The organism is Syntrophaceae bacterium (assembly GCA_013177825.1).
Lineage (GTDB): Bacteria > Desulfobacterota > Syntrophia > Syntrophales > PHBD01 > PHBD01.
Map to the genome: position 1 here is coordinate 496379 of JABLXX010000001.1, position 16473 is coordinate 512851.

The window sequence follows — 16473 nt, forward strand, 5'->3', positions numbered from 1 at the left end:
ATGATTTACCATCTGCTGTATCCGCTCCATACGGTGATCTCCTCGTTCAACGTGTTCCGGTACATCACGTTCCGGACGATCTACGCCTCCATCACGGCCCTGGTCATCTGTTTTGTCGTCGGCCCCTGGCTGATCCGCAAGCTGCGCAGCCTCGACGTGGGCCAGCAAGTGCGGGACGATGGTCCGAGCACCCATCAGGTGAAGCAGGGAACCCCCACCATGGGAGGGGTCCTCGTCATCTTTTCTGTCGTCGTTTCGACCCTCCTGTGGGCCAACCTGCGGGTGGACTACATCTGGCTGGTGATCCTCGTGACGATCGGCTACGGGCTCATCGGATTCATGGATGACTACCGGAAGCTGACCCGGCGGAACAGCAAGGGCGTTCCCGCGAAGACCCGCCTCGCCGGGGAGATCGCCATCGCGCTCTTCGTCAGCGTGATCCTGTTCTTCAAGCCCGGATTCACCTCGAACCTCACGGTTCCGTTCTTCAAGACGGTGCTTCCCGACCTGGGCTGGGCGTACGTCATCCTGTCGACGTTCATCATCGTGGGCTGCGCCAACGCCGTGAACCTGACGGACGGCCTCGACGGCCTGGCCATCGGGCCGGCCATCACCTGCTTCCTGACGTACCTCCTGTTCGCCTATTTCGCCGGCAACGTCCGCATCTCCGGGTACCTGCAGGTTCCCTACGTGGCGGGAGCGGGTGAGCTGTCGATCTTCTGTGGCGCCATGGTCGGCGCCGGGATCGGGTTTCTCTGGTACAACACCTATCCGGCCCAGGTCTTCATGGGCGACGTGGGATCCCTCTCCCTCGGGGGAGCTCTGGGGACCCTGGCGGTCATGACGAAGCAGGAAATCCTGCTGGTGATCGTCGGGGGCATCTTCGTCCTCGAGACGTTCTCCGTCATCGCCCAGGTGGGCTGGTTCAAGCTTTCCGGGGGCAAGCGGATCTTCCGGATGGCCCCCATCCACCACCATTTCGAACTGAAGGGATGGCCGGAACCGAAGGTCATCGTCCGTTTCTGGATCATCTCGATCCTGCTGGCCATGGTGGCCATCAGCACGCTGAAACTGCGGTAGCGGGAAGATGGAACTGGCGAACCAAAAAATCCTGGTGATCGGCCTCGGCAAGACAGGAAAGTCGGCGGCGCAGTTTCTCGTCCGCCGGGGAGCGAGGGTGGCCGTGACGGACAGCCGGCCCGCCGCCGATTTCCGGGAGTGGATGGCGGACGAAGCGGGGAGCGGCGACATCTTATGGGTTCCCAACGAGCCGTCGTCGCTTGGGGGGGTCGACATGGTTGTTCCCTCCCCGGGAATTCCGCCCGCTGACGTGGTTCTCTCGACGGCCCGTCGGCAGGGAGTGCCCGTTCTCAGCGAGATCGAGCTGGCAGCCCGGTTTCTCCGGATCCCGATGATCGCCGTTACGGGCACCAACGGGAAGACCACCGTGACGACCCTGCTGGGCGAGATCTTCCGGGACAGCGGCACGGAGGCCTTCGTCGGCGGAAACATCGGGACGCCGCTCATCGAATGCGCCGGCGCCGAGGGAAACGCCCGTTACGCCGTGGTCGAGGTGAGTAGCTTCCAGCTCCAGTACATCGAGACGTTCCGCCCCTTCGTCTCCCTGATCCTGAACGTCACCGCCGACCACGTGGACTACCACGGGACGTTCGAGGCCTACCGCCGGGCGAAGGAGCGGATCTTCGAGAACCAGAAGGAGGGGGACCGGGTCGTTCTGAACGCCGACGATCCGTACCTGTCGCCCCCCCTCACGACGCCGGCGGCGCCGGTCCTGGCGTTCAGCACCCTCCGCGAGCCGGAGGAGGGGATCTTTCTCCGGGGGGACCGGATGCTTTACCGAACCGGCGGTGTGGAAGAGGAGTATCCCCTGGACATGATCCGGATCCCCGGGCGGCACAACGTGGAGAACGTCATGGCCGCCATCCTGGCGGCCCGGGCGTGCGGGTGTTCCCGGGAGAAAATCGTCGAAACGGTCGGATCGTTCCGGGGCGTCTCCCACCGGATTGAATTTGCCGGCGAGAAGAACGGGGTTTCCTTCTACGACGATTCGAAAGGGACCAACACGGGGGCCGTGCAGCGGGCCCTGGAGACGTTTTCCCGGCCGGTGATCCTGCTCATGGGGGGGCGCGACAAGGACGGGGACTTCGCCAGCCTGGAAGAAGCGGTGCGGCAGCGGGTGAAGCGCCTCATTCTCTTTGGCGAGGCGGCCGAGCGGATCGGCGGCTTTCTCGGCGGGGTCGTTCCCACGGAGGAGGCGGGTCTCCTGGAGAATGCCGTCCGGCGGGCCTATGCGGAGGCGACGCCGGGGGACGTGGTCCTCCTGTCGCCGGGATGCGCAAGTTTCGACGCCTACGCGGACTACCGGCACCGGGGCCGGCATTTCCAGCAGATCGTCGGGGAGCTTTGAACCATGGTGCCCAGGGAAGGAAGGCCGGACATCGTGCTTCTGATCGTGACCCTCATCCTGGTGACGGTGGGGACGGTCATGGTCTACAGCTCCAGCTCGATCATGGCGGCGGAGAAATACAAGGACGGCCTGTATTTCCTCAAGAAACAGATCTTTTTCGTGATCCTCGGGCTCGGGCTGATGGTGTTCCTGACGAAGGTTCCCTACCAGAAACTGAAGAAGCTCGCCTATCCGGTCCTGATCGTTTCGGCGATCATGCTGGCGGTGCTTCTGATCCCCCACGCCGGCGTCAGGGCGGGCGGGGCGACGCGGTGGCTCCGTCTGGGACTCTTCAACTTCCAGGTGACCGAGCTGGCCAAGGTGGCGGTGGTTCTCTTCCTGGCCCACTACCTCACCCGGAAGGCGGCCCAGCTGAAGGACTTCAAGCAGGGCCTCCTGATCCCCATGCTGACGGTCTGCTTCCTCATCGGCCTGATCGTCCTGGAGCCCGATTTCGGAACCTCGGCGATCATTTTTCTCATCATGATGCTCATGTTCTACCTCTCGGGGACCCGGGTCACGCACTTGGCAGGCCTGGCAGCGGCCATGGCCCCGGTGGCCCTGTGGATCCTGATGCGCAAAAGCTACCGGATGGAGCGGCTGCTGACGTTCCTGGACCCCTGGCGGGATCCGGGAAAGTCGGGTTTCCAGATCATCCAGTCGCTCCTGTCCTTCGGGTCCGGCGGTCCCTTCGGCGTCGGCATCGGCGACGGCATGCAGAAGCTGTTCTACCTGCCGGAGCCGCACACGGACTTCATCCTGGCGATCATCGCCGAAGAGAGCGGATTCCTGGGGGTGGCCCTCGTGATCGGGCTGTTCACCGTTTTTGTGTTTCGGGGCTTCGTCATCGCCTTCCGGGCGGCCGATCCGTTCGGCACGCTCCTGGCGGCGGGGCTCACCATGATCATCGCCCTCGAGGCGTTCATCAACATTGCAGGGGTCATGGGCCTGATTCCCCTCAAGGGGCTGGCCCTTCCGTTTTTGAGTTACGGAGGATCATCGCTCATCATGAGCATGGTGGCGGTGGGCATCCTCCTGAACATTTCTTCGTACGAGTCGTGACGTGAAGATGCTGATTGCCGGCGGCGGCACCGGGGGGCACCTCTTCCCGGGCATTGCCGTGGCGGAAGAATTCCTCCGGCGGGACCGGGATCACCGGGTCCTGTTCGTGGGTACGGAGCGGGGATTGGAGAAGCGGGTGCTGCCGACACTGGGTTATGAATTGGCGACACTGGACGTGGAAGGCGTCAAGGGAAGGGGAGTAGCCCGTTCCCTGGGGGCTCTCCTGAAGATCCCCCGTAGCCTGCTGCAGGCGGCAGCGATCCTCCGGAACTTCCGTCCCGACGTGGTCCTCGGCGTCGGGGGTTACGCCTCGGGTCCGGCGGTCCTGGCGGCGGCCCTGAAAAGAATCCCCACGGCGGTGGCGGAGCAGAACGCCCTGCCGGGAACGACCAACAAGATCCTGGGGCGGTTCGTCGACCGGGTGTTCGTCACCTTCCGCGAGTCCGCGGGGGAGTTTCCCGCCCGGAAGGTCACCGTGTGCGGAAACCCCGTCCGTTCGGCCTTCCTGAAGGAGAGGCCGGCAGGGGAAAAGAGGGATGAGCGGTTCGGGCTTCTCGTCTTCGGCGGCAGCCAGGGAGCCCGGGCGATCAACCGGGCCGTGGAAGAGGCCCTGCCCCTGCTCGGGGACCTGAAGGACCGGTTACGGATCGTTCATCAGACCGGCGGGGCCGACGCGGAGCGCATGGCGGCGGCCTACCGGGAGCAGGGGTTCGATGCCGAGGTCACCCCGTTCATCATGGACATGTCCGGGGCCTATGACGAGGCGGACCTCCTGGTGTGCCGGGCCGGCGCCACGTCCCTCGCGGAGATTACGGTGAGCGGGAAGGCGTCTCTCCTGATTCCCTTCCCCTTCGCCGTGGCGGACCATCAGACCTGGAACGCCCGGGTCCTGGCCGGGGCGGGGGCGGCGGACATGGTGGCCGAGAAGGAGCTGACGGGATCTCTCCTGGCGGAGAAGATCCGGCGGTTCGTCGAGGAGCCGGAGCGGCTCCGGATCATGGAGGAGCGGTCCCGCTCCCTGGGAAATCCCCGGGCGGCGGCGGATATCGTGGATGCCCTGCTTTCCCTGGCGAAACCGGGAACGGCGGCGGCGTAGAGGGCGGCCGTCCGCGGGGCGGCCTGAAGGAACGACGGAATGGATACAACCAAGCGCGTCGACGGCATGCGCCGGAAGATCCGGACGATCCACTTCGTGGGGATCGGCGGCATCGGGATGAGCGGCATCGCCGAGGTGCTCCTGAATCTCGGATATGCCGTGCGGGGCTCCGATGTGGCGGCCTCGGACATCACGGCCAGGCTGGCCTCCCTGGGGGCGGATATCTTTCTCGGCCACAACGCGGCCAACATGGGGAATGCCGATGTGGTCGTCACCTCCACGGCCGTGGCGCCGGACAATCCGGAGGTCGTCGAGGCGCACCGGCTTGGTGTGCCCGTGATCCCTCGGGCGGAGATGCTGGCGGAGCTCCTGAAGATGAAGTTTTCCATTGCCGTCTCGGGAACCCACGGGAAAACCACGACCACGTCCATGATATCCATTGTCCTGGCCCATGCCGGACTGGATCCGACCATGGTGATCGGCGGGAAGCTGGCCAGCATCGGCAGCAACGCGAAGATGGGAGACGGGGAGATCCTCGTCGCCGAGGCGGACGAGAGCGACAAGTCCTTCCTGAAGCTGTCGCCCTGTATCGCCGTCATCACGAACATCGAGCTGGAGCACGTGGACCACTACCGGGACCTGGAGGAGATCAAGGAAGCCTTCCTCCAGTTCGCCAACATCGTTCCCTTCTACGGGGCGACGGTGCTCTGTTCCGACGACGGGAACGTCCGGGCGATCCTGCCGGGAATCCACCGGCGCGTGATCACTTACGGACTCGGGGAGGAAGCCGATTACCGGGCCTCGGAGCTGTCCTTCAACGGCTCCGTCTCGACCTACCGGCTCCACGTCCGGGGGGAGGACAAGGGCATCGTGACCCTGAACGTTCCGGGCCGCTTCAATATCCTGAACTCCCTGGCGACCGTTGCGGTGGCGCGGGAGCTCGACGTCGACTGGGATCTCCTCAAGGCGGGAATGGCCCTGTACACGGGCGTTGGACGCCGGCTGGAGGTGAAGGGCACAGCGGGCGGCGTCACCGTGGTGGACGACTACGGGCATCACCCGACGGAGATCCGGGAGACCCTGGCGGCGGCCCGGCACGTCTGGAAAGGGAGGTTCCTCGTCGTCTTCCAGCCCCACCGGTACAGCCGGACCCAGGGCCTGTTCAGCGAGTTCACGACGGCCTTTCCCGATGCCGACGTCCTGATCGTCACGGACATTTACGCGGCCAGCGAGAAGCCCATCCCGGGCGTTCATGCGGCGGCCCTGTGCGAGGCTGTCCGGGAGCAGGGGCACCCGGATGTCACATACATGAAGGATTTCGGTGAGATCGTCGAGCACCTGGCGCGGATCGTCCGGCCGGGCGACACCGTATTCACCCAGGGAGCGGGGACGGTCTGGAGAATCGGCGAGGCGCTCCTGAAGCGGCTCAAGCCCTGACGGGAAAAGGAACGGAGGCGATGGACGCCCGATTCCGGGACGAACTGGCGGCGGCCGCCGGAGAGGTTCTCTTCGACGAGCCCCTTGCCCCCTACACCTCCATGGGGGTAGGTGGGAAGGCCGAAGCCCTGGCCTTTCCCTCCGGCGAGGACGCCCTGGGGCGGACCGTTTCCCTGTGCCGGGAGCGGGGGGTTGCCTGGTTCCCGGCGGGGAACTGGACGAACCTGATCGTCGCCGACGAGGGCTGGCGGGGGGTCGTGGTGGCTCTCAAGAACCTTCGTCAGGTCAATCTGGTCCGGAATGCCGGAGGCGGGGCGCGGATCGAGGCGGGGGCGGGGGCACCCCTGGCGGAGACGGTGGCCTTGGCCGCCCGGGAGGCATTGACGGGGCTGGAGTTCGGCGCCGGAATCCCAGGAAGCGTGGGCGGTGCCGTGCGGATGAATGCGGGGGCCTTCGGGCGGGAGATGAAGGACGTGGTGGAGAGCGTTCGACTGCTGGATGAAAGCGGGCGTTTCCGGGAAGCGGCAGGGGCGGACCTGCCCTTCGCTTACCGGAACCTTGACCTGCCTCCGGGGTCGGTCATCACGGGCGCCCGGTTCCGCCTGGAAGAAGGAAACGGGGCGGCGGTGCGCCGCAAAATCGCCGAGATCATGGCCCTCCGGCGGCAGAAGCATCCACTGGAGCACCGGAGCGCCGGGTCGGTCTTCAAGAATCCCCGGGGTATCCCGGCGGGGCGGCTGATCGAGGAGGCGGGCCTCAAGGGGACCCGCATCGGCGACGCCCAGGTCTCGGAGAAGCACGGGAATTTCATCGTCAACCTGGGGAAGGCGCGGGCCGGGGATGTCCTGGCCCTGATCGATCTGGTCCGGGAGCGCGTCCGGGAAAAGACCGGTGTGATCCTGGAAACGGAAGTTCGCATTGTGGGGAGTCCGTCGTGAGAACCTCGCTTCGAAATAAGCTCCTGACCCGGAGAAACCGGATGCAGCGGACCCGGGGGCCATTCCTCAGGGAAGCGCTGTCGGTCCTGCTGCTCCTGTCGGTCGTGGCGGTGATGTCGGCAACTGCGATCGGCATCTTTTACGGGATCGTACAGGCGCCCTATTTCGGGCTCCGGGAAACGGTCATCCGGGGCTGCAAAGAGATCACCGAGCAGGAGGTGCTGGCGCTGGCGGCCCTCCGGCCCTCCGTGAGCATCCTGGCTGTGAACCGCGAGAAGCTCGCCCGGCGGGTGAAGCAGAATCCCTGGGTCCGGGAGGTCTCGGTAGGCCTGGAGCTTCCCGACCGCATGGTCATCCAGGTGCACGAACGGCTCGTCCGGGCGATCGTGAAAGGGAAGGACGGGCTGTACCTCATGGATACGGCGGGGAACCTCTTCAAACGGGTGGAGAGACAAGACGACGTCGATTTCCCGGTGGTGACCGGATATGAGAACCAGGCTGCCGTGGAAGCCGGGTTCAGGAAGGCGGTGGCCTTCCTGAACAAGCTGGCGGAAGCCAAGACCCATCCCAATGTCCATGACATTGCCGGCGTTCACCTGGATCCGGTCTCCGGCCTTTCCGTCGTGACCACGTCGGGGCTGTGCCTGAAGCTGGGATTCGACCAGTACGACGAAAAGCTGGCCCGCCTCGCCACGGTCATGGCGGACCTGGAGCGGCGGACGGGACGGCCCCGGTATGCGGGGGTGGATCTGGACGACCCGTCGAAGGTGACGGTGCAGAAGAAGGAAATCCTCGGCCCGGCCGGAAACGCCGATTCGAGGAAGGAATACCGGATGTAACGAAGGAACGGGGTAAAAACGTATGGCAGGGAAAGCGAAATCGTTCGTCGTCGGGCTGGACATCGGGACAACGAAGACCTGCGCCGTCGTCGGAGAATTGACGGAGCAGGGCGTGAGCATCATCGGGATCGGGTCCCATCCGTCGGAAGGCCTCCGCAGGGGCGTGGTGGTGAACATCGAGAGCACCGTCGAGGGGATCCGCCGGGCCGTGGAGGAGGCGGAGCGCATCTCCGGCTGCCAGATCCGGTCCGTTTTCGCCGGAGTCGCCGGGGCCCACATCCAGGGGCAGAACAGCCTGGGCATCGTGGCGGTGAAAGGCCGAGAGGTGGACCAGGACGACGTGAAGCGGGCCATCGAAGCGGCCAAGGCGGTGGCGATCCCCCTGGACCGGGAGATCATCCACACTCTTCCGCAGAGCTATACCGTGGATACCCAGGAGGGGGTCCGGATGCCCGTGGGGATGTCCGGCGTCCGGCTGGAGGCGAAGGTGCACCTGGTCACGGGCTCCGTCGCGTCCATCCAGAACGTCGTGAAATCGGTGAACCGGGTCGGTCTCGACATCCAGGGGATCGTCCTGGAGCAGCTCGCATCCTGTCTGGCCGCCCTCGGGGAGGACGAAAAGGACCTTGGAGTGGCCCTTCTGGACATCGGCGGCGGCACCACCGATATCGCCGTGTTCACCGAGGGAAGCATCCGCCACACCGCCGTCCTGCCCGTCGGGGGGAGCTACATCACCAGCGACATTGCCACGGGGCTCCGGACGCCGGCGGCGGAAGCGGAAAAGATCAAGCTCAGGTACGGCTGCGCCTATCCGCCGCTGATCTCCAAGGACGAGACCATCGAGGTGCCCAGCGTCGGAGGCCGGGAGCCCCGGGAGGTTTCCCGGCAGATCCTGGGGCGGATCATCGAAGCCCGGGTGGAGGAGATTCTCCTCATGGCCCAGAAGGAGATCGTTCGTTCCGGTTACGACGACCATCTGGCAGCGGGGGTGGTCCTCACGGGGGGCACGGCCCTCCTGGAAGGGATCACGGAACTGGCGGAGCGCGTGTTCAACGTCCCGGTGCGCCGGGGCTGTCCCCAGGGTGTGGTGGGCCTGGCGGACATCGTCAACAGCCCCCTGTACGCCACGGGGGTGGGACTGGTGGTATTCGGCGGCATGGAGGCAATCAAGCAACAACGGTCTTTCAGGGGCAAAGGACAGGTGATCGACCGAGCGGTGGACCGGATGAAGAGATGGATTCTTGATAACTTTTAGGGGGAGGAAATGTTCGAAATGACAGATCCATTGAGCATGGCCGCGGCAAAAATCAAGGTGGTCGGCGTTGGCGGCGGCGGGGGGAACGCCATCAACACGATGATCTCCTACAACCTGCAGGGGGTGGACTTTCTCGCCGCCAACACGGACGCCCAGGCCCTGCGGGCAAACGCGTCGCCCGTGAAAATCCAGCTCGGGTCGGAGGCCACCCGGGGGCTGGGTGCGGGGGCGGATCCCGAGGTGGGACGGCTGGCGACCATGGAGGCCCGGGACGAGATGTACCGACACCTGGAGGGGGCAGACATGGTCTTCATCACCGCCGGCCTCGGAGGCGGGACGGGGACGGGCGGAGCACCCATCGTGGCGGACATTGCCCGGGAGATGGGAGCCCTGACCGTCGCCGTCGTGACCAAGCCCTTCCAGTTCGAAGGGAAGAAGCGGAGCATCCAGGCGGACGACGGGATCTCGGAGCTCCGGAAGATCGTGGACACCCTCATCGTTGTCCCGAACCAGCGGCTGCTCAGCCTCGGCGGGCGGGGGCTCTGCATCCCCGATGCCTTCAAGAAGGCCGACGAAATCCTTTACAACGCCGTCAAGGGGATCTCCGATCTCATCACCGTTCCGGGCCTCATTAACCTGGATTTCGCCGACGTGAAGAACATCATGTCCGGGATGGGGATGGCCCTCATGGGGACGGGAACGGCCAGCGGCGAGAGCCGGGCGGTGGAGGCGGCCCAGAAGGCCATCTCGTCGCCGCTCCTCGAGGACAACACGATCCAGGGTGCCCAGGGAGTGCTCCTCAACATCACGGGCAGTCCGGACATCACCCTCTTCGAGGTGAACGAGGCGTCCACCCTCATCCAGTCGGAGGCCCACGAGGATGCCAACATCATCTTCGGGATCGTCATCGACGAGAACCTGAGGGACGAGATCCGGATCACCCTCATCGCCACCGGATTCGACGGATCCCTCGGGAAAAAGCGGCTGCCCCTGTCGGGGATCAATCTCGGCTCTTCGGCCGCAGAGGATCCCCTCAAGGAGCCGGCGTGGAAGCGGAAGCAGGTTCCCCTGGAGAGCATGAAGGTGGTGAAGCTCGGCCTCATCGACGACAACGACGACCTGGAGAGGCCGGCATTCCTGAGACGCCAGGCCGACTGAAAAACAGGAGGGCATTCCCCCTCCGGGTTTTGAGTTCCCCGGGACAATCTGATACAAGGGAACCGGACCCGGCATGAACTCCTGGACACTGAAGCAAAAATACGCCCGTCTGATGGACGGCGAAGAAGGGGCGATCCGAAAGGCCTGGACGGAGGCGGCCACCGTCTGTCTGGCCTACCCCAACGCCTACCGGACGGGCATGTCGAACCTGGGATACCAGGTTGTCTATGCGCTTCTGAACGAGCGTCCGGACTGGATCTGCGAACGGACATTTCTTCCCGACCCCGGGGACGAGGGCTTCTTCTCCCCGGGGTCGATCCCCCTTTTCAGCCTGGAGTCGCAGCGCCCCCTGACGGATTTCGACCTCCTGGCCTTTTCCGTCTCCTTCGAGAACGACTACCCCAACATCCTCTCGATCCTCGAAATGGCGCGGATCCCCCTTTCCTCTTCCCAGCGGGGAGACCGGGATCCCCTCGTCATCGGGGGAGGGGTCGCCCTCACCCTCAACCCGGAGCCGCTGGCGCCCTTTTTCGACCTGTTCCTCCTCGGGGAGGGAGAGGAGATGCTGCAGGAGTTCATGGACGTCTTCGGGGCGGCCCGGCGCGAGCGCCTGTCCCGGGAGGAGACCCTCCGGAAGATCCAGGAGGAGATCCCCGGGGCCTATGTGCCATCCCTCTGGCAGGTCCGCTACGGTCCGGATTCCCGGGTCGCCGGCATGGAGCCCGTGCTTCCCGGCCTCCCCGGGCGCGTGGCCGTGCGGCGGGTCCGGGAGATCGGCCGGTTTGCCACGGAGCAGGTCGTCTCCACCGCCGGGACGGAGTTCGGGGAGATGTTCCTCACCGAGGTGAGCCGGGGCTGCGGCCGGGGCTGTCGCTTCTGCGCCGCCGGTTACCTGTATCGCCCCCCTCGGTTCCGACCGGTCGGGGTCCTGCTGCCCTCCATCGAGCGGGGCATCGCACAGGGCCGGAAGATCGGCCTTCTGGGGACCGCCGTCTCGGACCACCCGGACCTGCGGTTCCTCTGCCGGGCGATCCTGGAGCGGGGCGGCCGGGCGGCGATCGGCTCCCTCCGCCTGGACCGCCTGGACGGGGAGATGGCGGATCTCCTGGCGAAGTCCGGGGTGGAGACGGTTTCCCTGGCGCCGGAGGCGGGGACACAGCGCCTGCGGAACGTGATCCGGAAAGGAATCGACGAAGACCAGATTCTGGAGGCCGTGGAGGCGCTCATCGGCCGGGGCATTTCCAACCTCCGGCTCTACTTCATGACGGGCCTTCCCACCGAGACGGACGACGACGTCGAGGCAATCATCGAGCTGACACGGTCGGTGCAGCATCGCGCCCTGGCCTCTTCGCAGGGAAAGCGGCGGTTTCGCCGCCTCACCCTGAGCCTCAACCAGTTCATCCCCAAGCCGGCGACGCCCTTCCAGTGGCACCCCCTGGAGGACGTCCGGACCGTCCAGGGGCGGATCCGGCGCATCGTCCAGGCCTTCCGGAAGGAGCGGGCCTTGACGGTCCTCTCGGACCTGCCGAAATGGAACTACGTCCAGGCCCTCCTGTCGCTGGGAGACCGCCGAGTGGCGGACATCCTCCTCATGGTCCACCGCTCCGGCGGCAACTGGACGGAGTCGCTGAAGGCGGTCAACGTCAACCCGGATTTCTATGTCTACCGCCGGAAGGAGCCCGATGAGATCCTGCCCTGGGGCTTCATCGACCACGGCGTTTCCGGGGACCTGCTCCGGAGGGAGTACCGGGACGCCCTGGCAGGATGGACGCCCCCGGAGGGGTGGGGGGCGGCGGAATGACGAATCCAGGGCAGGCGCACGCCGCGACCCGGGGGGTTTACCTGCGGCTCTTCCTGACGGCCGTCCTGTGGGGCGGGACTTTCGTCGCCGCCCGCGTCGCCGCCCGGGAGGCGGGTCCCTTTGCCGGGTCGTTCCTGCGCTTCTTTGCCGCCTGTCTTCTCCTGGTGCCCCTGGTCTTTCATCGGGAAGGCCCGGGACTCCGGCTCCGGGGCCGCCAGATTTTCTGGGTCGCCCTCCTGGGCCTGACGGGGGTCTTCGGCTACAACTTCTTTTTCTTCCAGGGACTGAAGACCGTGACCGCCAGCCGGGCATCCCTCATCGTGGCGAACAACCCCGTCTTCATCGCCCTCTTCGCGGCGCTGATCTTCCGCGAGCGGATGACCGGCACCCGGCTGGCGGGGATCTTCCTGTCCCTGGCCGGGGCCGTCACGGTCATCACCCGGGGGAACCCGGCGGAGATCCTCCACGGGGGGATCGGAATCGGTGAGCTTTCCATCCTGGGGTGCGTGGCGAGCTGGGTGGCCTATTCGCTCATCGGGAAGGCCGCCATGGACGGGATGAGCCCTCTCCTGGCGGTGACGGCCTCCTGTGTCACGGGGATGCTCTTCCTCCTCCCGCCGGCGGTTGCGGAGGGTATGATCGGGCAGGCCCCGGGCTACGGCTGGGCGACCTGGGCGGGGATCGCCTACCTCGGCGTGTTCGGGACGGTTCTCGGCTTTCTCTGGTACTACGAGGGAATCCGGGTGATCGGCCCGTCCCGGGCGGGGATCTTCATCAACTTCGTCCCCGTCAGCGGCGTCATCCTGGGCTGGCTGATCCTGGGCGAGACGATCGACCTGTCGCTCCTGGCCGGGGCGGTTATGGTGGTCGGGGGCGTGGCCCTCGTCAACCGCACCCCGCCGGCTACCAGGGCAGGTCGCCCAGACCCTCGAGGAACGCCAGGCAGTTGATGCCCAGGACGCGATGATTGTATCCGCCCTCCAGGACGGCGAAGCAGCCGGCGCCGCAGTCGATGGCCGCCTCCTGGACCATCCTTCCGATCTCACGGTAGTCCTCCGGGGCCAGGACGCCGCCCCAGTCTCCCTTCCCGTAGTCGAACCCGGCGGACACGGCGATCAGGTCCACCCCCTCCGAGGGGAGGGCCTCCTCCACCTGCCGGAGATAGTCCGAGGCCCGGGAGGCAGTGGGGTTGACGATGGTCGTGAAGCCCGACGAGCCGAGGATGTTGACCGTCCCGTCCCCGAAGTGGAGGTCGATGTCCAGGATGAAGGCCCGCTCGATCCGCTCCTCCCGCCTGAGCTTCGTCACCGCCACGGCCATGTTGTTGAAGTAGCAGAAGCCCCAGGAGCGGCCGGCCGAGGCGTGGTGTCCCGGCGGGCGGACCAGCGCGAAGGCCGGCTCCTCCAGCCCGATCATGGCCGCCTGGATGGTCGCGCCGGCGGCGAGGGCCGCCAGGTCGTAGAGGCCGTAAGCGCTAACGTGGTGGATGTGGGTGTCCGTGTGGACGGCGGCGATGTCCGCCCCGGCGGCGGGCTCGGCCCGGAGGAAGTCCACCCGGCCGTCGAGGACGCTGACGATCGACTCCATCCGGCCCGGCTCCGCCGCCGGGTCCGAGGTGTAGGTCTGGTAGAAGTCTTCGTGAAAGATCACGTTCATGGGGTCTCCTTTCCCGCCTTGGCCGGAAGCGTCCGGACGAAGGCCCGCGCTTTCCCGAGCCAGGCCTTGAGGTCGGCGTCTTTCTCGACCCCCCGGGGGCCCACCATGACCCAACCCGCCATGGGCCGGCCGGTCACGTCGAAGGGCTGTGCGTGGGGTGCGTCCAGGGCCTTCTGAAACCCTTCCAGTCCCACCCGGACGATGAGGGAGTCCTTCCAGATGCCGCACATCATGTTGCCTTTCAGGAGGAAACAGACCCCGCCGAACATCCTCTTCGCCGACAGGTCCTTCCATCGGTCGACAACGACCCGGATACGCTCCTCCAGCACCTGGTCATACGCCATGTTCCGCATCCTCCTTTCTGTTTGTTCTTGACGCCAACCCGGCTCTGCCGGAAAATCCGCTGCGGAAAATACCCGAAAAGGTTTATTCATCATGAAAAAGCACGAAATCACGTCAACGGACCGCTTCCTGGCGGGGATCTGCGCCTCCTGCCCGGTTTGCCGCCGCGCCCGGAAGACACAGGCAGGATCTGCATATTCCTTTGTCCGGACCATCGAGGCCGGTGTTTGCCCCTTCTGCCTGGCCTATGAGCGGGTCCACGGTCGCAAGGCCCATGAGCCGGTTCCCGGGCGATCCGGGAGGTGACGGCTCCATGAACGGTCGTAGAGCCGAGGGACTCCGGTTTATCCCGGCAGCGGGAGCATCATGCGGATCGTCAGGGCCCCCTGGGCCAGGCCGCCGATCAGGAGCAGCCAGAGGATGAGCCTGGAGGTGGCGGTGTCAAACTCCGGCCTGCCCTTCGCCAGGAAATAGTTATGGATGGCGAAGGCGAAGATCCCGCCGGCACTGACGACCAGGGAGAGAACGAGCCCCGCGGCGGCCCCCCGGTCCACGAGCACGAGGCCATAGAGGCCCGCCAGCCAGAGGGGGAGGTGAATCCAGAGAAACCCCGCGAGTCCCCCGGGGAGGCGGAACAGCTCCCACTCCTTCCAGTAGGCCGAGTCCATCTCGTGCAGGATCAGAAGCGTCAGGTTCACCAGGTAGAGCCAGAAGAGAATCTGCTGTTCCATGCGGGCTCCTTTTGGATTTCTTGTGCCGGTCAGCCCCGGTCCGGAATCTCCAATTCCAGGATGGCCGAACTGAGGGACTTTCCGTGGAGGTCGAGGGCCAGCGTCCGCGTCACCCCGCCGGACAGGGCGTTGTGCATGACGAAGTTGAGGGCGCCGATGTTGGGGAGGGCATAACGGACCACCTCCCCCTCGGCGATTCCGGCGAAGAAGGCCTTGACGCGCTCGGCCGTGACGTGCCGTTCGAGCCGCGGATAGTCGGCCGGGTCGTACGCGATGACCGAGACGTTCGCCGTATTGCCCTTGTCTCCCGTGCGGGAGTGGGCGATCTCCTTCAGTTTCATTCAGACCACCTCGTAACGGATGGAAGGATTCACCAGCGACCGCGGGATCAGGGTGGACACCATCGCCACGACCTCCCGGGTCGCCTTCCAGGCACCGGCCCCTCCCGCCGGGCCGTTCGTGTACAGGGTCTCCACTTCGTTGCCGATGCGGATGGCCTCGGCCATGCTCTTCGTGCGCCCGGCGACCCGCGCCCGGACCTCGTACGGATCGTGACCGGCGGACAGCCTGTCCCGGTGGAGCGAATTGACGCCGATGAGGTCATAGCGGATCTCTTCGAATTCCACGCCGGTGATCTTCAGCCGCTCCGCCACGATCTCCAGGGCCAGCCTCCCGCGGGCGACCGCGCCGGGGCCGCCGTAGCTGATCTGGCCCTCGCCGATCCAGCCGTCGAGGCAGCCGATGGAGACCTTCAGTGAATCGGTTCTCGGCTTCCCCTTTCCGCCGGAGACCTCCACCCGGTCCGGTCCGGCCGGTGCAATCCGGACCCCCGTGAAGTCGGCCACCACGTCCGGGGTGATGTAGGACGAGGGATCGTGGATCTCGTAGAGGAGCTGCTCCTTGCACGTGGCCAGGGTGACCATTCCTCCGGAGCCGGGTACCTTGGTGACGACGAAGACGCCGTCCTCCCGGACCTCGGCGATGGGAAATCCCAGCCGGGCCAGCCCCGGGACGTCCTTGCGGCCCGGGTCGGCGAAATACCCGCCGGTGACCTGCCCCGCGCATTCGAGCAGGTGGCCCATGACTGTGGCCTGTCCCATGCGGTTCCAGTCGCCCATGTCCCAGCCGAACTCGAAGATCGCCGGGGCGGTGAAGAGCGCAGGGTCCGCCACGCGGCCGGTGATGACGACGTCGGCCCCGTTCCGGAGGGCCTCGACCAGGCACTCCGCCCCCAGGTAGGTGTTGGCGGAGACCATCCGGTCTCTCAGGGCCGCCGACGATTCGCCCGTCTCCTCGATGCGGTAGTCGCCTGCCCGGATCGCCTCAAGCACATCGTCGCCCGTTACGGCGGCGATCTTCAGGCCCCCGATGCCCAGCCTGCGGGCGACCTCCCCGATTTTCTCCGCCCCGGCGGCGGGGTTGGCCGCGCCCATGTTGGTGACGATCCGGACTCCGTTTTTCCGGCACACGGGCAGGCAGGCCTCCATCCGCGCCGCCAGGAGCGGGTCGAAGCCCGCCTTTGGATCCTTCCTCCTTGCCTGCTGGGCGATGGCGATGGTCCTCTCGGCCAGGCACTCGAAGACGAGGTACCCGATGCCGCCCTGTTCCGCCAGCTCGACGGCGGGTTCGATCCGGTCTCCCGAATAGCCGGCCCCCGAGCCGATCCGGATGGTCTTCATGGAGTCCGTCCT

General features: G+C 66.0%; 17 protein-coding genes. 12 read left to right on the forward strand and 5 right to left on the reverse strand.

Annotation, left to right across the window (positions count from 1 at the left end; genetic code table 11):
- The 11 genes from HPY65_02245 to HPY65_02295 all read left to right on the forward strand — a co-directional run bounded on the left by HPY65_02245 (position 1) and on the right by HPY65_02295 (position 13003).
- Positions 1-1080, forward strand: a complete 1080-nt coding sequence (locus tag HPY65_02245; protein NPU83281.1) for a phospho-N-acetylmuramoyl-pentapeptide-transferase — start codon at positions 1-3, stop codon at positions 1078-1080.
- 7 nt (positions 1081-1087) lie between these two features.
- Positions 1088-2428 carry a UDP-N-acetylmuramoyl-L-alanine--D-glutamate ligase gene (murD, locus tag HPY65_02250; GenBank protein NPU83282.1) on the forward strand — a complete coding sequence of 447 codons (1341 nt, stop codon included), beginning with the start codon at positions 1088-1090 and terminating at the stop codon, positions 2426-2428.
- Positions 2429-2431: 3 nt separating this feature from the next.
- Entirely contained in the window at positions 2432-3529 is a 1098-nt protein-coding gene (gene ftsW, locus HPY65_02255; GenBank protein ID NPU83283.1) for a putative lipid II flippase FtsW, read from the forward strand.
- Between the two features lie 7 nt (positions 3530-3536).
- A complete protein-coding gene (murG, locus tag HPY65_02260) occupies positions 3537-4625 on the forward strand; it encodes an undecaprenyldiphospho-muramoylpentapeptide beta-N-acetylglucosaminyltransferase (protein ID NPU83284.1) in 1089 nt (362 codons plus the stop codon).
- Between the two features lie 66 nt (positions 4626-4691).
- Entirely contained in the window at positions 4692-6062 is a 1371-nt protein-coding gene (locus tag HPY65_02265; protein NPU83285.1) for a UDP-N-acetylmuramate--L-alanine ligase, read from the forward strand.
- Positions 6063-6082: 20 nt separating this feature from the next.
- Entirely contained in the window at positions 6083-7000 is a 918-nt protein-coding gene (gene murB / locus HPY65_02270) for a UDP-N-acetylmuramate dehydrogenase (protein NPU83286.1), read from the forward strand.
- Positions 6997-7839, forward strand: a complete 843-nt coding sequence (locus HPY65_02275; GenBank protein NPU83287.1) for an FtsQ-type POTRA domain-containing protein — start codon at positions 6997-6999, stop codon at positions 7837-7839. Before murB ends, HPY65_02275 begins: the two co-directional genes overlap by 4 nt.
- Before the next feature lie 22 nt (positions 7840-7861).
- Positions 7862-9094, forward strand: a complete 1233-nt coding sequence (ftsA, locus tag HPY65_02280) for a cell division protein FtsA (GenBank protein ID NPU83288.1) — start codon at positions 7862-7864, stop codon at positions 9092-9094.
- Positions 9095-9112: 18 nt separating this feature from the next.
- Positions 9113-10252 (forward strand): cell division protein FtsZ, encoded by a 1140-nt coding sequence (gene ftsZ, locus HPY65_02285; GenBank protein NPU83289.1) that lies wholly within the window; start codon positions 9113-9115, stop codon positions 10250-10252.
- 73 nt (positions 10253-10325) lie between these two features.
- Complete coding sequence (locus tag HPY65_02290; GenBank protein NPU83290.1) at positions 10326-12053, forward strand: radical SAM protein; 1728 nt, start codon at positions 10326-10328, stop codon at positions 12051-12053.
- Positions 12050-13003 carry a DMT family transporter gene (locus tag HPY65_02295; protein ID NPU83291.1) on the forward strand — a complete coding sequence of 318 codons (954 nt, stop codon included), beginning with the start codon at positions 12050-12052 and terminating at the stop codon, positions 13001-13003. The genes HPY65_02290 and HPY65_02295 overlap by 4 nt, the downstream gene beginning before the upstream one ends.
- On the opposite strand, the gene HPY65_02300 is transcribed toward HPY65_02295, so the two are convergent.
- Both HPY65_02300 and HPY65_02305 read right to left on the reverse strand, forming a co-directional pair.
- Complete coding sequence (locus HPY65_02300; protein NPU83292.1) at positions 12957-13709, reverse strand: histone deacetylase family protein; 753 nt, start codon at positions 13707-13709, stop codon at positions 12957-12959. The two genes, HPY65_02295 and HPY65_02300, sit on opposite strands and share 47 nt — an antisense overlap.
- The gene (locus HPY65_02305; GenBank protein ID NPU83293.1) at positions 13706-14053 is read right to left on the reverse strand and encodes an RNA methyltransferase; all 348 of its coding nucleotides are present in this window, start codon (positions 14051-14053) and stop codon (positions 13706-13708) included. Before HPY65_02305 ends, HPY65_02300 begins: the two co-directional genes overlap by 4 nt.
- Positions 14054-14144: 91 nt before the next feature.
- Between HPY65_02305 and HPY65_02310 the strand changes: the two genes are divergently transcribed.
- Positions 14145-14357: a hypothetical protein gene (locus HPY65_02310; protein ID NPU83294.1), complete on the forward strand. Its 213-nt coding sequence runs from the start codon at positions 14145-14147 to the stop codon at positions 14355-14357.
- Between the two features lie 38 nt (positions 14358-14395).
- On the opposite strand, the gene HPY65_02315 is transcribed toward HPY65_02310, so the two are convergent.
- The 3 genes from HPY65_02315 to HPY65_02325 are packed head-to-tail and all read right to left on the reverse strand — an operon-like array spanning position 14396 to position 16461.
- Positions 14396-14782 carry a hypothetical protein gene (locus HPY65_02315; protein ID NPU83295.1) on the reverse strand — a complete coding sequence of 129 codons (387 nt, stop codon included), beginning with the start codon at positions 14780-14782 and terminating at the stop codon, positions 14396-14398.
- 29 nt (positions 14783-14811) lie between these two features.
- Positions 14812-15123: a hypothetical protein gene (locus HPY65_02320; GenBank protein NPU83296.1), complete on the reverse strand. Its 312-nt coding sequence runs from the start codon at positions 15121-15123 to the stop codon at positions 14812-14814.
- Positions 15124-16461, reverse strand: a complete 1338-nt coding sequence (locus HPY65_02325) for a DUF1446 domain-containing protein (protein NPU83297.1) — start codon at positions 16459-16461, stop codon at positions 15124-15126.
- Positions 16462-16473: the final 12 nt, after the last annotated feature.

What these genes read in the sequence shown, in the direction of transcription:
- HPY65_02245 (NPU83281.1), top strand. Translation starts at nt 1, where the DNA reads ATGATTTACCATCTGCTGTATCCGCTCCATACGGTGATCTCCTCGTTC.
- murD (NPU83282.1), top strand. Translation starts at nt 1,088, where the DNA reads ATGGAACTGGCGAACCAAAAAATCCTGGTGATCGGCCTCGGCAAGACA.
- ftsW (NPU83283.1), top strand. Translation starts at nt 2,432, where the DNA reads ATGGTGCCCAGGGAAGGAAGGCCGGACATCGTGCTTCTGATCGTGACC.
- murG (NPU83284.1), top strand. Translation starts at nt 3,537, where the DNA reads ATGCTGATTGCCGGCGGCGGCACCGGGGGGCACCTCTTCCCGGGCATT.
- HPY65_02265 (NPU83285.1), top strand. Translation starts at nt 4,692, where the DNA reads ATGCGCCGGAAGATCCGGACGATCCACTTCGTGGGGATCGGCGGCATC.
- murB (NPU83286.1), top strand. Translation starts at nt 6,083, where the DNA reads ATGGACGCCCGATTCCGGGACGAACTGGCGGCGGCCGCCGGAGAGGTT.
- ftsA (NPU83288.1), top strand. Translation starts at nt 7,862, where the DNA reads ATGGCAGGGAAAGCGAAATCGTTCGTCGTCGGGCTGGACATCGGGACA.
- ftsZ (NPU83289.1), top strand. Translation starts at nt 9,113, where the DNA reads ATGACAGATCCATTGAGCATGGCCGCGGCAAAAATCAAGGTGGTCGGC.
- HPY65_02290 (NPU83290.1), top strand. Translation starts at nt 10,326, where the DNA reads ATGAACTCCTGGACACTGAAGCAAAAATACGCCCGTCTGATGGACGGC.
- HPY65_02295 (NPU83291.1), top strand. Translation starts at nt 12,050, where the DNA reads ATGACGAATCCAGGGCAGGCGCACGCCGCGACCCGGGGGGTTTACCTG.
- HPY65_02300 (NPU83292.1), bottom strand. Translation starts at nt 13,709, where the DNA reads ATGAACGTGATCTTTCACGAAGACTTCTACCAGACCTACACCTCGGAC.
- HPY65_02305 (NPU83293.1), bottom strand. Translation starts at nt 14,053, where the DNA reads ATGGCGTATGACCAGGTGCTGGAGGAGCGTATCCGGGTCGTTGTCGAC.
- HPY65_02310 (NPU83294.1), top strand. Translation starts at nt 14,145, where the DNA reads ATGAAAAAGCACGAAATCACGTCAACGGACCGCTTCCTGGCGGGGATC.
- HPY65_02315 (NPU83295.1), bottom strand. Translation starts at nt 14,782, where the DNA reads ATGGAACAGCAGATTCTCTTCTGGCTCTACCTGGTGAACCTGACGCTT.
- HPY65_02320 (NPU83296.1), bottom strand. Translation starts at nt 15,123, where the DNA reads ATGAAACTGAAGGAGATCGCCCACTCCCGCACGGGAGACAAGGGCAAT.
- HPY65_02325 (NPU83297.1), bottom strand. Translation starts at nt 16,461, where the DNA reads ATGAAGACCATCCGGATCGGCTCGGGGGCCGGCTATTCGGGAGACCGG.